We start from the raw sequence: 14277 nt of genomic DNA, 5'->3' as shown, positions 1-14277 counted from the left end.
TCCCCTCAATCGAGGGCAGGGAAGCGGCTGCTGCTTGCTTTAAGGCCGGGATTCCAAAGCTGGGATAACCTAGAGCTGTGAGCAATGAGATAGAAATTGGCCGTGGCAAGCGTGGGCGCCGAGCCTACTCCCTCGATGATGTGGCAATTGTGCCGTCCCGGCGTACACGGGACCCGCAGGATGTTTCGATCAACTGGCAGATCGATGCCTACCAGTTTGAGATGCCGGTCATGGGTGCTCCCATGGACTCGGTGATGTCCCCGGCCACCGCCATAACGATGGGCCGCCTGGGCGGATTGGGCGTACTGAACCTGGAAGGGCTGTGGACCCGCTACGAGGACCCCCAGCCGCTCCTGGATGAGATAGCGGTCCTCAGTGAAGACAACTTCAATCCCGCGGCCACCCGCCGGCTGCAGGAAATCTATGAAGCACCCATCCAGGCGGAGCTGATCACCTCCCGTCTGGCCGAGGTGCGCGACGCCGGCGTGACCGTTGCCGGCTCCCTCACCCCGCAGCGCACCCAGGAGTTCTACAAGACCGTCCTGGCCGCCGGCGTGGACATCTTCGTCATCCGCGGCACCACCGTCTCCGCGGAGCACGTCTCCAAGACCGTTGAGCCGCTGAACCTCAAGCAGTTCATCTACGAACTGGACGTTCCCGTCATTGTGGGCGGCGCGGCCGGCTACACCCCGGCCCTGCACCTGATGCGCACCGGAGCCGCCGGCGTCCTGGTCGGCTTCGGCGGGGGAGCGACCACCACCACGCGCCGCGCCCTGGGCATCCACGCCCCCATGGCCACCGCGATCGCGGACATCGCCGAGGCGCGCCGCGATTACATGGACGAGTCAGGCGGACGCTACGTCCACGTGATCGCCGACGGCGGAATGGGCACCAGCGGTGACATCGTCAAGGCGATCGCCATGGGCGCGGACGCCGTGATGCTCGGATCGGCTCTGGCCCGGGCGGAAGAGGCCCCCGGACAGGGATGGCACTGGGGCCAGGAAGCCCACCACAGCGAACTTCCCCGCGGCGACCGGGTCCGGCTGGACACCGTCGGCCCGCTGCAGGAAGTCCTCTGGGGTCCGTCGCACCACCCCAACGGCACCTCCAACCTGATGGGCGCCCTGCGCCGGGCCATGGCCACCACGGGTTACTCCGACGTGAAAGCTTTCCAGCGCATCGAGGTGCTGGTCGCGCCCTACCTATCCACCATGTAGTTCCCTAGAGTGGCTGCAAAGGACGCAGCGCGACCGGCGGGTCCCAGAGAGGAATCTTGACCATGAGCAAAGATGCACTCAGCCCGGAATACCGGGAGGACGCCCTGGCCGCGCTGCGGTCCACCGCGGAACCTGGCCGGCAACTGGACATCCTGATCGTCGGAGGCGGCGTGGTGGGTGCCGGTGCCGCTCTGGACGCGGTCACCCGGGGACTCAAGGTGGGCATGGTCGAGGCCCGGGACTGGGCGTCGGGCACCTCGTCGCGTTCCTCCAAGCTCATCCACGGCGGTTTGCGCTACCTGGAGATGCTGGACTTTGCGCTCGTTGCCGAAGCCCTCAAGGAGCGCGGTCTGCTGATCCAGCGGATCGCTCCCCATCTGGTCAAGCCCGTGCCGTTCTTGTACCCGCTGACACACCGGTTCTACGAGCGGCCCTACGTGGGCGCCGGCATCATGCTGTACGACACCATGGGGCTGACCTCGGGTAATTCCCGCGGGGTTCCCGTGCACAAGCACCTCAGCAAGAAGGCCACGCTCCGGGCCGCGCCCAGCCTGAAGGATGACGCCATGATCGGCTCCATCCGCTACTACGATGCCCAGGTGGATGACGCCCGCTATGTGGCCAACATGGTCCGCACCGCGGCGCATTACGGCGCCACCGTGGCCAACCGGGTGTCCGTGGTGGACTTCCTGCGGGAGGGCGAGCGCGTGGTTGGCGCCCGGGTGAAGGATTCCGAGACCGGCCGGGAATTCGATGTGTTCGCCCGCCAGGTGGTCAACGCCACCGGTGTGTGGACCGACGAAACCCAGGCCATGGTCACCGACCGCGGGCAGTTGAAGGTCCGCGCCTCCAAGGGCGTGCACCTGGTGGTTCCCCGCGACCGGATCCAGTCCACCGTCGGCATGATCCTGCGCACCGAAAAGTCCGTGCTCTTCGTGATCCCCTGGGGCAGGCACTGGATCGTGGGCACCACTGACACCGACTGGAACCTGGACAAGGCACATCCGGCGGCAACGTCCGCGGACATCGACTATTTGCTGGAACACGTGAACCGGGTGCTGAAGACCCCGCTGACGCGCGAAGACGTCGAAGGCGTCTATGCCGGGCTGCGCCCGCTGCTCGCCGGCGAGAATGATTCCACGGCCAAGCTGTCCCGCGAGCACGTGGTGGCGCATCCGGTGCCCGGGCTGGTGGTCGTGGCAGGCGGCAAATGGACAACCTACCGCGTCATGGCCAAGGACGCCGTGGACGAGGCGGCCCGCGCCCTGGACGACAAGGTTCCGGAAAGCTGCACCTCCACCATCCCGCTGCTGGGCGCGGTGGGATACAAAGCTGCGTGGAACCTCCGGCACCGCACTGCGGAGCACTACGGAGTCCATGTGGTCCGGGTGGAGCATCTACTGAACCGTTACGGTTCACTGGCCACCGAGGTGCTGGAACTGATCCGTGCCAATCCCGAGTTGGGGGAGCCCCTGCCCGGAGCAGACGATTACCTGCGCGCCGAGGTGGTGTACGCCACCACGTCCGAAGGCGCCCGGCACGTGGAGGACGTCCTGGCACGGCGCACCCGCATCTCCATCGAGTCATGGGACCGGGGCGTCTCCGCGGCCCCGGTCGTGGCAGAACTCATGGCACCCATCCTGAACTGGAGTCCGGAGCGGGTGGAGCAGGAGGTGGCCCACTATGAGGCGCGGGTGGAAGCCGAGCGGCTCAGCCAGGAACAGCCCGATGACGTTTCAGCTGACGCCGCACGGTTGAAGGCCCATGACATCGCTCCGCTGGCCTGAACCGGAACGGCCCGTGGAACCTGAACTCTCCCTGAACGAGAAGGGCGCCGTGCTAACGGTGCCCGAAATGGTCATTCTCCAGATGGAGGCCACCGACCGCTCCGACGCCGCGGCCCAGCTGGCACAGCGGATGCATGAGCAGGGCAGGATCCGCGACCTTGAGACGTTCCTGAAGCAGGTCAACGCCCGGGAGCATCAGATGGCCACGGGGCTGCCCGGCGGAATCGGCATGCCGCATGCCCGCAGCGAGGAAGTGATGCAGACCTCCATCGCCGTGGGAATCACCCGCTACGGCCACAGTATCGACTTCGGTGCTTCGGACGGTCCGGCCACAGTGATTCTGCTGATAGCCACCCCCGCGGGAGCCTTCTCCGAACACCTGGAGGTCCTGGCCACCATCGCGCGGTCGCTGTTCCGCCCGGCCTTCCGGGATTCGCTCCGCCGCGCCAATGATGCCGAGGTGATCTCAGAACTGATCAACTCCTCGCTGGTGTTTTTTGACCACTGACGGCGCCCTGCTTTGGCATTGGCGTCAGCGCCGGGGCCGCGGACAGCAGGCATTGGGTTTTCTACACGGGGACGAAGTACGGTTAAGGAGTGCTGAAAACTGCCCTGCAACCCCGCTGGATCGCCGCCCTGCTTTTTGCCCTCGCGATCTCCACGGTCTTCGTGCTCCTGAGCCAGTGGCAGTTTTCGACAGCCGAGAGCGAGCTTCCGCCCGACGCCGGTGAAACCGAAAACGTCCGTCCCCTGACCGAGGTGTTCACCCCCGGGGTGGAACTGATGGGTACGCAGGCGGACCAGATGGTCTCCATGAACGGTTCCTTTCGCGGTGAGGACACGGTCCTGATTGACCACCGTCTCTACGACGGGGACCGCGGATACTGGGTGGTCACTGCGTTCGCCGTGGACGGAGCCCCCGACGGCGCGGTTATGCCGGTGGTCCGCGGCTGGGTCGCCGAGCCCGATGATGTTGCGCCCGCCCCGTCCGGGGACGCCGTCGTCGTCGGCCGCCTGCTGCCGCCCGAAGGCCCCGTCGCCCAGGCCCCCGAAGAGAACGGCGTCCTGCCCAGCCTTTCCAGCGCCGAACTGGTCAATGTCTGGGACACTCCCGGGTACTCGGCGTTCGTCACCGCTGACGAGATCACGGTGGACGGGGAGGCTCCGGAAACCGGGAACATGCGGGTGGTCAACGTGGACGCGCAGCCCCAGGAAACCTCGGTGAACTGGATGAACATCTTCTACGCCATTGAGTGGGTGGTCTTCGCCGGGTTCTCCGTCTTCCTGTGGTGGCGCCTCGTGGCGGATGCCCACCAGCGTTCCCTCGAGGACGACGACGAGTACTACGACGATGACGAAGACGACGACGACGAGGGCCCCGTCTCCGGACAGCCGGCCCCAACCAGTGAGGTACAGAAGTGAGCGATCCAGGACAGGCCCCCGCCGGGGCACCCGCAGCAACCAAGAAACCGCGCCGGAAAAAGCGCCGCTTTGGCGGCACCCACGCCCAGATCCGCTCGGCCCTGACCTTTTACAAGGTTTCTTCCTACGTCACCGGTGTGTTTCTTCTCCTGTTGTGCATTGAGATGATCCTCAAATACGGGCTGAAGATCGAGGAGATCACCGTTGGCCCGCTGAACCTTTTCACGGGTGTGCTGATTGCCCACGGCTGGCTGTACGTGGTCTACCTGCTGGCTGACTTCCGCCTGTGGCAGCTGATGCGCTGGCCGTTCTCGAAGTTCATCCTGATCGCCCTGGGCGGTGTGGTGCCCTTCCTGTCCTTCATTGTGGAGGGCCGCACGCACAAACAGGTCCTTGCGGAACTCGCTGCCCATCCGGAAGCTGCCAAGCGCTACTGAGGCACCGGCCCGCGCGGATGTGCGGCGCGGATGCTCCGGCGACTATCCTTGAAGCGTGACTAATTCCGCGACCCCTCCCATAGAAGAGCGCCCTGTCCTTGTTGTGGACTTCGGCGCCCAGTACGCCCAGCTCATTGCCCGCCGGGTACGCGATGCAGATGTCTATTCCGAGGTGGTGCCCCACACCTGGACCACGGAACAGATCCTGGCGAAGAACCCGGCCGCGATCATCCTTTCAGGCGGCCCTTCCAGCGTTTACGCCGAAGGCGCCCCCGCAGTCAGTGAAGGCCTGTTTGATGCAGGTGTTCCGGTCCTGGGCATCTGCTACGGCTTCCAGGCCATGGCCAACGCCCTGGGCGGCAAGGTCGCCAAAACCGGCCTGCGCGAATACGGCTCCACCGACGCCACCGCCGTCGGAGGCCCGCGCTCCATCCTTGAGGGCACGCCGGAACAGCAGAACACGTGGATGAGCCACGGTGACAGCGTCCAGGAAGCTCCGCCCGGATTCGACGTGCTGGCCACCACGGCCGGTGCCCCCGTTGCGGCTTTCGCCAACGAAGAGAAGCAGCTCTACGGCGTCCAGTGGCACCCGGAGGTGAAGCACTCCGCGCACGGCCAGTCCGTCCTGGAGAACTTCCTGTTCAAGGGCGCCCGCCTGGACCGCAGCTGGACCACGGGCAACATTGTGGAAGAGCAGGTCGAACGCATCCGCGAGCAGGTGGGCAGCTCCCGCGTGATCTGCGGGCTCTCCGGCGGCGTCGACTCCGCCGTTGCCGCAGCACTGGTACAGCGTGCCGTCGGCGACCAGCTGACCTGCGTGTTCGTGGACCACGGTCTGCTGCGCGAAGGTGAAGCCGAGCAGGTGGAGCGCGACTTCGTGGCATCCACCGGCGTCAACCTCTACGTCGCCAATGAGCAGAAGCGCTTCCTCGAAGCCCTCGCCGGTGTCACGGATCCGGAAACCAAGCGCAAGATCATCGGCCGCGAGTTCATCCGCGCGTTCGAAGAAGCCGAGCGCGCCATCATGGCCGAGGCAGCTGCTGCCGGCGAACCCATCCGCTTCCTCGTTCAGGGCACCCTGTACCCGGACGTCGTCGAATCCGGCGGCGGCGAGGGCGCAGCCAACATCAAGAGCCACCACAACGTGGGCGGGCTGCCCGAGGACCTGAAGTTTGAACTGGTGGAACCCCTGCGGGCCCTGTTCAAGGACGAGGTCCGTGCCGTGGGCCGCGAGCTGGGCCTGCCGGCCGAGATCGTGGGACGCCAGCCGTTCCCCGGCCCCGGACTGGGTATCCGCATCATCGGCGAGGTCAACCAGGAACGTCTGGACCTGCTGCGCCGCGCCGACGCCATCGCCCGCGCCGAGCTGACCGCAGCCGGCCTGGACAACGACGTATGGCAGATGCCTGTTGTCCTGCTGGCCGATGTGCGCAGCGTGGGCGTTCAGGGCGACGGCCGCACCTACGGCCATCCCATCGTCCTGCGTCCGGTCTCCAGCGAAGACGCGATGACCGCCGACTGGTCACGCCTGCCGTATGACCTGCTGGCACGCATCTCCAACCGCATTACCAACGAAGTCGACGGGATTAACCGCGTGGTTTTGGACGTAACGTCCAAGCCGCCGGGAACCATCGAGTGGGAGTAGATTGAACACGGGGGACAGCCGTACAGGCTGTCCCCCGTTTCGTTCCCTGCTTCGTCCCCGCGTTGCTATGTAGGGCAAACCCGGCGAGAAGCGATAGTTTGGAAGGTATGCCAATTTGGTCAAGAACGTCGCGCGGAAGTGCAGAAAAGAGGGCACCAGTGTCTGAGCAGAATCCCGGGGACAACGCCTCGGACTTCCTGCTGCCGTGGCTGGGGCAACTGGGACAGCATGCCGGATCGGACACGTTGCTTCACTTCACCCCGTCACCCTCCAACAGCATCGATCTGACCCATGCGCATCCGTCCGGGCTGGCCCAGCTGCTGGCGGGACGCCGCACACGGCTGTCCACCCTGCTGCGCGATTCCGAGCAGTACGGAGCCGCCATGAAGGCCGGACGCCTCCTGCGCGCCAAGATCTACGAGCTGGGTACCGACCGCGGGATCGACGTCGGCTACCTTGCCGCGGGCACCGCCTCCTGGCGCTATGCCGACGACGACGCCGTCCGTCCCGAGTCCTTGACCGCTCCGGTCCTGCTGACACCGGTCTCGCTGACCGTGCACCCCTCGCAGGACGACTATGAGCTGCAGCTAACCGACAAGGCAGCCCTGAACCCCGCGTTTGTCCGGCACCTGCAGCATGAACAGGAACTGGACATCGACGTCGAAGCCCTGGCCCGCCTGGCCTACGGCACCGCACGGTTTGATCCGCACCCCGTCCTGGAGAAACTGCGGGCCGTCACGGACGGCGTCCGCGGCATCAACATCGAACACCGGCTCCTGGTTTCCACCTTCGCGGATCTGTCGGACCTGGCCGAGGACAGCGCCCTTGATCCGGCCCATCCCATCCTTCGCGCCCTGATGGATTCCGCCCAAGGCAAGGGCACAGGGGCCCCGGCCGCCAAGGAACCCGCGCTTCCGCCCCTGGATGACCGCCTGCCGGCTGATGAACTGCTGGTGCTGGACGCCGACCGCGAACAGCAGGCCGTCCTGGACCTGATCCTGGACGGCCAGTCCCTGGTGGTCTCCGCGCCTCCCGGAACCGGACAGACGCAAACCGCGCTCAATGCCGCCGCCGCGCTGGTCCATGCCGGAAAGTCCGTGCTGGTCGTGGCGGAACGCCGCGGCACGCTGAATCAGTTCGTCTCCGAACTGGATTCCCTGCACCTCGGATCCGCCGTCCTCCAACTCAATGCGGGCCTGACTGAGGAGCAGTTGAAGGATCAGCTGATCCGGGCCATCGTCCGCAACGAGAAGGCCGCAGACCCGGATCTGGAGAGCCTGCACAAGGTCCTGGTCTCCAACCGGCACCAGCTGCGGGACCACGTCAAATCACTGCACAACGTGCGCCGGCGCTGGGGCTGCTCTCCGTACCAGGCCATGCAGTCCCTTGCGGAACTGACGTCCATGAGCCCGGCCCCCGCCACCACCGTTCGGCTCAAGCGCAGCGTCCTGGACAGCATCACGGACCGCACCGAGCTGACCGGGCGGCTGCGCCGGGCCGCGGAATTGGGCAGCTTCAGCCGTGCCGCCACCAGCAGCCCCTGGTTCGGTGCCAAACTTCTCAACCGCAAGGAAACGGAAGAGGCCTACGAACTCACCCAAAGCCTGGCCCGGGACCTGCCGGAACTGCGCGCCCAGGTGCAGGCAGTGGCCGAGCATTCGCAGATCCGGCTGGGTGAAACCTTCGCGCAGTGGGGCGAGCAGCTGGAGCTGCTCGTGGCCGTGCGCGAAAGCCTGGACAAGTTCACCCCGGACATCTTCGACCGTCCGGTCAGCGATCTGATTTCCGCCACGGCGTCCTCGTCCTGGCGGCGTGAACGCGCAGTGGACATGAGTTCCATGACCCGTTCCCGCCTGCGGCGGGTCGCCAAGGAGTACATCCGTCCCGGGGTGCACATCTCAGACCTGCACTCTTCACTCGTCGAGGTCCAGCAGCAGCGCGCCGTATGGGGCCGCTATGCCACGACGCAGCGCCACCCCTCGGTGCCCACCGGACTGGCCGACATCAACCGGTCCTACATCACCGTCAAGGAACAACTGGACACCCTCACCGGCATCCTCGACGGGACGCCGGCCAAGCCGAACCTCGCCGAGCTGACGCTGGACGAGCTGGAGAAGCAGCTCGATGCGCTGGCAGGAGACCGGGAAACGCTGGAAACCCTGCCCGAACGCACCCTCCTGCTGGATGAAATGCGCGGTCAGGGCTTGGGCGAACTGCTGGACGACCTCGAAGCCCGTGAAGTCCAGCCGCGTCAGGTTGGCTACGAGCTGGAACTTGCCTGGTGGCAGTCCGCGCTCGAAGCAATGATCAGCGGCGATGACTACCTGGCCATGTCCGACGGCGACAGCCTACGCCGGCTCGAAGCCGAATACCGGCTGGCCGACAATGCCCACATTGCCTCCGGCAGTTCCAGAGTACGGTTTGCCCTGGCCGACCGGTGGCGCCGCGGCGTGAAGGCAGCGCCCTCCGACGCCGCCACCCTGAGGGACGCCATCAAGAGCGGCCCGCTGACCCTTCCGGACCTGTGCGCGCAGTCAACGGAGCTGGTTTCCGCACTGCTGCCGATCTGGGCTGCCAGCCCGCTGGTCCTGCCCATGGTACTGCCGGGCAGCAGGTCCTTCGACGCAGTTATTGTGCTCGATGCCGAATCCACCTCCCTGCAGTCTGCGGTTCCGGCCCTGGCACGGGCTGCCCAAGTGGTTGTGTTCGGCGACGGGCAGCTCGGCGGTCCGCGGCCCTTCACGATTGACGTTGAGCCGTCCCGGCCGGCGGGGGAACAGCACGACCTCGTCAGCGTCTACGAAGCCCTCGCAGAGGTCCTCCCCACCCGGACGCTGTCCACGGTCTACCGCGGCACCGACCGCGCCCTCATGAACCAGCTGAGCCGCAGTTTCTACGACGGCCGCCTGACCACGGTTCCCCGCGGCGACGAGATTTCCTCGGGCGAACGTCCGATCATCGTTGAGTACCTCGCGGACGGCACGGGCATGCCCAGTGCAGACCACGAGGGCGTCGAAAGCGTGGCGGCCGAGGTCAACCGGGTTGTCGACCTGGTCTTTGAGCACATCCGCCGCCGCCCGCACCAGTCCCTGGCCGTTGTCACGGCCAGTCCGCGGCACGCCGTGCGCGTTGCCGAGGCAATCCGGGTACAGATGGCCAATTTCCCCTGGGCCTCCGACTTCTTCACCCCGGGCAAGGAATCCTTCCGGGTGGTCCCCGTGGACCGTGCGGCGGGATTGGTGCGCGACAGCGTGATTTTCTCCCTCGGTTTCGGACGCACCCCGCATGGACGGGCGCTGCATACCTTCGGGCCGCTGTCTGCGTCTGACGGGCGGGGCAAGTTCCTCACCGCCATGACGCGCGCCCGCAGCAGGCTGCATGTACTGACCTGCTTCCGTCCGGAGGACCTGGACAAATCACGCCTGGGATACGGGGCCCTTGATTTCTACGACCTCATCAACCGGGAACTGGATCCGTCCCCCGCATCGGCCGCCCGGCGCAGCGATGCGGCGGAAACAGGCTCGGCGCCCCGCGGCGCTGACAGCAGTGCCGGCGGGATCATGGACGAGGACCCGCTGGTCGCGGACCTCGTCAACCGGCTTCGTGCCCGCGGTGCCAAGGTTTGGGACCATTACCAGGGAACCATCGACATCGTGGCCACTGTTGACCGCAACAGCACCGACGGTGAACCCGCGGTGCCAATGGCGATCGAGTCCGACGGCACTGAGCGGTACCGGACGATGAGCGTGCGTGAGCGCAGCCGCCTGCGGCCCCAGCTGCTGGAGCGGCTGGGCTGGCGCTACATGCCGCTGTGGACCATCGAGGTCTTCAGCGATCCGTCGGCGTGCGCGGATCTGGTGGGACGCTACCTCAACCTGCCCGCACCCAAGGAGGGCGAGGAAAAGGCTGCCCGTGCCGCCGGAGCCTCCGTCAGCGGGTCGCTGGCGCGCCGCGGCAGCATGCCGCCGGTAGCGCACGGCAGCAGCCGCATCAGGGAACGCGGCACGGTCGTGTCCAACCCTGAGACCGATCCCGACGCCTCAAACCGGGAGGCCCGGCGGCCGTGACGCCCCGGAAGCCGCACCGCCGCGCGAGCGGGGGAACCGTTCCCCGCCCGGCGGCGGCGCAGAAGGAAGAAGTGCCGCCTGTACTCAAAGCCAAGGCCGAGGAGGACGATCCCCGTGCTTGGGGCGACGAGCCCGAGGACCGGGACTCCTGGCTGCTGGAACAGCGGCCGCCGCACTGGCACTGAGGCTGCCGACGCTGTAAAAGTTCAGCCGCCGGTCAGAATCAGGTGAACTTGTCCGGATCCTGAGGCTGCGGCAAGAGCGGCAGCCTGGTCCGCTGCTGCCGCCAGCACCACCATGGCTCCGCTTTCAGTGGAGCCGGGCCAGGCGGAATCGCCGTCCACGGCAGTCCACAGGATGGGGGCACCGGCGGCCAGGAGTGCCGGCCCGCCGGGGTTGGGCTGCCCGTCAGGGTTCGCCAGGACCACGTCCACAAGCTGTCCCGGTGTCAGCAGACGGACCAGAGCCGGATCCGCGGGACGGACCGCAACTGCCACGGACCCCGGTGGCGCGCCGGTCAGGAGTCCGGTACCCACTAAAGATGTTTCCAGAACCGGGCTGCCCTGCTTCAGGGGAGTGGCCAGCCGATGCCCGGCCGCTTGGGCGGACAGCGTGAACGATCCCGGCGGTGCCGCTGTGGCCGGAACCGTTGCCGTCCGGAGATCCTGTTCCGTCAGCACTGTGCCGGCTGGAAGATCGGCGGCGGATACCACCAGGGAGAGTTCACCTGCTTCCGGCGGCAGCAGCGCCTGAACGGCAGTGCCGGCGGCGGCGCAGCACAGCAGGGCGGCGAGCAGGCGCCGGCGGCGAAGCAGGAATCTCCTCATCCGCAGGCGAACCCTGGAGGAGAGGCTGGCGTTCGGCGCGGGGTAAGGGCTCACACACTGAACATAGGCGCGGGATCAGTGGCAGGCACGGACCGTCCGGGATGCTGTGGATCCTCCTCCGCCAAAGAGCGGCTGGGGAGGAGCAGTGCGTGCTAGGCCGCGGAAGATCCCGTGCCCGAAGAGGAGCCGGCATTCGCGGAGCCTGCGGAAGAGGAAGAGGAGGAAGCCGTCGTCGACGAGGAAGCCGATGTTGCGCTGTCAGTCTTGGCCGGTGCCGCCGGAACCGTGCTCTTGGCGTCGCGGGAATCGGTGCGGTAGAAGCCTGACCCCTTAAACACGACCCCCACGCTGTTGAACTTCTTGCGCAGGTTCCCGCTGCACGCAGGACAAACAGTCAGGGTGTCATCGGTGAAGGACTGCTGGATATCGAAAGTGTGGCTGCAGTCCTTGCAGGCATAGGCATACGTAGGCACTTACTTACTCCTCCTGAGAACCAAGATGTCAGGCCCCGATCCGGCTGGCCCATGAACTGGTGTCACGGCGGTTGGCACTCGGTGGCCTTGAGTGCTAACTATACACCGGCTCCAGCGGCAGCTCAGTCCACTGTGACGGGGTTAGCACCGCGTTGACCGGCTGGTCCAGGGAATCGGAAATCCAGGACTGCGCGGGAGCGACTTCATGGTCATAGACCACGCCCACGGCCGGTGCAGCATTGCCTGCGGCCCGAAGACCGGCCAGGAATCGGTCATAGTAGCCGCCGCCCTTTCCCATGCGCATTCCGGCCATGTCCACGGCCAGGGCCGGAACCAGAAGCAGTTCCAGGCCCGGCAAATCCTGCACTGACAAGCGGGGCCCCGCGGGTTCGGGGACGGACGGGAAGAGTCCCGGCACGAGGACGGAATCGGGCGTCCAGCGGCACCAGGAAAGCCTGCGGTCCGGCTCGCACACGGGAACGACGACGTCGTATCCTCTCCCGTGCAGTCCCGCCAGCAGTTCGGCCGTGTCAGGTTCGCGTCCGCCGGACAAGTACGCGGCCACCGTGGCCTTGGGCGACACCAGATCCGGGATGACGCTGAAAGCGCGGGACGCCAACGCCCTGCCGGCAGCCAGCGGAGCCTCAGGGGGCAATTCACGGCGGAGCCGCCGATAATCGTTCCGGGCCAGGTCCTTGGGAGCAGCAGTGTTCACCATTCGTCCATTGTCGCAACTGTCGTCCGGAATCAACGCCTATTTGGTGTAATGGGGCCGCGCTTATGTACTCTTACGGACATGACTTCACGCGCCACCGTAACCAAAGCCGTAATTCCCGCCGCCGGGCTGGGTACCCGCTTCCTGCCGGCCACCAAAGCCATGCCGAAGGAAATGCTGCCGGTAGTGGATAAGCCCGCCATCCAGTACGTGGTGGAGGAGGCCGTTAATTCCGGCATGTCCGACATTCTGATGATTACCGGCCGCAACAAGCGGTCCCTGGAAGACCATTTTGACCGCGTTCCCTTTATTGAAAAGACGCTTGAAGACAAGGGCGATCTTGAGAAGCTCGCCCTGGTGCGGGCGGCATCGGAACTTGGCGAGATTCACTACCTGCGCCAGGGCGACCCCAAGGGCCTCGGGCACGCCGTGCTGCGCGCCAAGCTCCACGTAGGAAACGAGCCGTTCGCCGTCCTCCTGGGTGATGACCTGATTGATGCCCGCGATGAACTGCTCACCAAAATGGTTGAGGTCCAGGCCAAGACCGGCGGCTCGGTCATTGCCCTCATCGAGGTGGAGCCGGAGCAGATCAGCGCCTACGGCTGCGCCGATATCTCCGTGGTCGAAGGCGAAGACTACGTCCGCGTGAACAAGCTGGTGGAAAAGCCCGATGTTGACGAGGCGCCGTCCAACCTGGCAGTCATCGGCCGCTATGTCCTTCACCCGGCAGTGTTTGAGGTGCTGGAGGAAACCGGACCGGGCCGCGGGGGAGAGATCCAGCTGACCGATGCCCTGCAGACTCTGGCTGCACGGGAGGAAGGCGAAGGCGCCGGCGTTTACGGCGTCGTTTTCCGAGGCCGGCGGTACGATACCGGCGACAAGCTCAGCTACCTGAAGGCCGTGGTCACGCTGGCCTCCGAGCGCGAAGACCTGGGCCCGGACCTGCGCGAGTGGCTCAAGGGCTTTACCGGTACGCTCGAAAGCTGATGCCATGTGGGGGTCGGCCATCTGGCCGGTGACGCTGGAATGCGGAGATGTGGGACTGCGTCCCATCCGCTACCGCGACCGCCGTGAATGGACCGGCCTCCGCATCCGCAATGCCCAATGGATGGCACGCTGGGAGGCGAGCAATCCGCTTCCCGGCGGTGCCCTTCCCTCCTATGCGGCCATGGTGCGCAGCTTGAACCAGCAGGCGCGTCAGGAATCTGCCCTTCCTTTCCTCATCACTGAACGTGACGATCTGCGGTCCCCGCCTGCCATCGCCGGACAGCTGACCGTCTCCACGATCGTCTGGGGATCCGCCCGCATGGCCACCCTGGGCTACTGGGTGGATGAAGCGAGGGCGGGCCGCGGGATCGCTCCAACAGCGGTGGCAATGGCCACGGACCACTGTTTTGGTGCCCTGGGGCTGCACCGGATGGAAATCAACATCAAGCCGGACAATGCCCCCAGCCTGCGTGTGGTCGAGAAGCTGGGATTCCGTGACGAAGGACTGCGGAAGCGGTACCTGCACATCGCGGGTGTTTGGGCTGACCACCGCAGCTTTGCGCTCACCACGGAGGATGTTCCTGACGGCCTGTTGAACCGCTGGCTGGCCACTAGGTGACCCTGGCGCATCCTTTTTTGCCACTGAACGCCGACACACCGCCAGTAATGCGCAGCGACCTGTGCATTAGCTCATAACGTC

At 66.0% G+C, this 14277-nt stretch carries 13 protein-coding genes and 1 pseudogene; 11 read left to right on the top strand and 3 right to left on the bottom strand.

Translation table 11 applies throughout. The annotated features are described in order from the left end of the window. Positions 1–77 precede the first annotated feature (77 nt). The 8 genes from MUG94_RS13445 (at position 78) to MUG94_RS13410 (ending at position 10760) form a co-directional block, all read left to right on the top strand. The gene (locus tag MUG94_RS13445) at positions 78–1217 is read left to right on the top strand and encodes a GuaB3 family IMP dehydrogenase-related protein (protein WP_227892270.1); all 1140 of its coding nucleotides are present in this window, start codon (positions 78–80) and stop codon (positions 1215–1217) included. A 62-nt stretch (positions 1218–1279) separates the two neighbouring features. Further along, positions 1280–3004 (top strand): glycerol-3-phosphate dehydrogenase/oxidase, encoded by a 1725-nt coding sequence (locus MUG94_RS13440; RefSeq protein WP_227906609.1) that lies wholly within the window; start codon positions 1280–1282, stop codon positions 3002–3004. A gap of 67 nt (positions 3005–3071) precedes the next feature. Beyond that, positions 3072–3512: a PTS sugar transporter subunit IIA gene (locus MUG94_RS13435; protein WP_227892380.1), complete on the top strand. Its 441-nt coding sequence runs from the start codon at positions 3072–3074 to the stop codon at positions 3510–3512. 89 nt (positions 3513–3601) lie between these two features. Further along, the gene (locus MUG94_RS13430; protein ID WP_227906607.1) at positions 3602–4426 is read left to right on the top strand and encodes an SURF1 family protein; all 825 of its coding nucleotides are present in this window, start codon (positions 3602–3604) and stop codon (positions 4424–4426) included. Further along, complete coding sequence (locus MUG94_RS13425) at positions 4423–4863, top strand: DUF3817 domain-containing protein (RefSeq protein ID WP_227892266.1); 441 nt, start codon at positions 4423–4425, stop codon at positions 4861–4863. Before MUG94_RS13430 ends, MUG94_RS13425 begins: the two co-directional genes overlap by 4 nt. A 55-nt stretch (positions 4864–4918) precedes the next feature. Then, complete coding sequence (gene guaA, locus MUG94_RS13420; RefSeq protein WP_227906603.1) at positions 4919–6508, top strand: glutamine-hydrolyzing GMP synthase; 1590 nt, start codon at positions 4919–4921, stop codon at positions 6506–6508. Positions 6509–6666: 158 nt separating this feature from the next. Continuing rightward, positions 6667–10575, top strand: a complete 3909-nt coding sequence (locus tag MUG94_RS13415; RefSeq protein WP_423724216.1) for a DUF4011 domain-containing protein — start codon at positions 6667–6669, stop codon at positions 10573–10575. Beyond that, positions 10572–10760, top strand: coding sequence for a hypothetical protein (locus tag MUG94_RS13410; protein WP_227906601.1), 189 nt, complete (start codon positions 10572–10574; stop codon positions 10758–10760). The genes MUG94_RS13415 and MUG94_RS13410 overlap by 4 nt, the downstream gene beginning before the upstream one ends. Before the next feature lie 21 nt (positions 10761–10781). Here the strand turns inward: MUG94_RS13410 and cpaB are convergent, their stop codons facing one another. Continuing rightward, positions 10782–11402 (bottom strand): Flp pilus assembly protein CpaB, encoded by a 621-nt coding sequence (cpaB, locus tag MUG94_RS13405; protein ID WP_227906599.1) that lies wholly within the window; start codon positions 11400–11402, stop codon positions 10782–10784. 171 nt (positions 11403–11573) lie between these two features. Between cpaB and MUG94_RS13400 the strand changes: the two genes are divergently transcribed. Next, positions 11574–11720 (top strand): hypothetical protein, encoded by a 147-nt coding sequence (locus tag MUG94_RS13400; protein ID WP_227892389.1) that lies wholly within the window; start codon positions 11574–11576, stop codon positions 11718–11720. A 62-nt stretch (positions 11721–11782) separates the two neighbouring features. Here MUG94_RS13400 and MUG94_RS13395 read toward each other — a convergent pair. Further along, positions 11783–11875: pseudogene (locus tag MUG94_RS13395) on the bottom strand (FmdB family zinc ribbon protein); the annotation flags it as partial. Positions 11876–11969: 94 nt separating this feature from the next. Then, complete coding sequence (locus MUG94_RS13390) at positions 11970–12593, bottom strand: 5-formyltetrahydrofolate cyclo-ligase (protein ID WP_227906597.1); 624 nt, start codon at positions 12591–12593, stop codon at positions 11970–11972. Between the two features lie 78 nt (positions 12594–12671). On the opposite strand from MUG94_RS13390, the gene galU reads away from it, so the two are divergent. Both galU and MUG94_RS13380 read left to right on the top strand, forming a co-directional pair. Beyond that, positions 12672–13577 (top strand): UTP--glucose-1-phosphate uridylyltransferase GalU, encoded by a 906-nt coding sequence (gene galU / locus MUG94_RS13385; RefSeq protein WP_227892261.1) that lies wholly within the window; start codon positions 12672–12674, stop codon positions 13575–13577. Between the two features lie 4 nt (positions 13578–13581). Then, entirely contained in the window at positions 13582–14196 is a 615-nt protein-coding gene (locus tag MUG94_RS13380) for a GNAT family N-acetyltransferase (protein WP_227892260.1), read from the top strand. Positions 14197–14277 lie beyond the last annotated feature (81 nt).

Origin of the sequence: Arthrobacter gengyunqii (assembly GCF_023022985.1) — a bacterium.
Classification (GTDB): domain Bacteria; phylum Actinomycetota; class Actinomycetes; order Actinomycetales; family Micrococcaceae; genus Arthrobacter_B; species Arthrobacter_B gengyunqii.
Note: the sequence above shows the minus strand (reverse complement) of the source record. Positions and strands in the feature narration are given on the sequence as shown.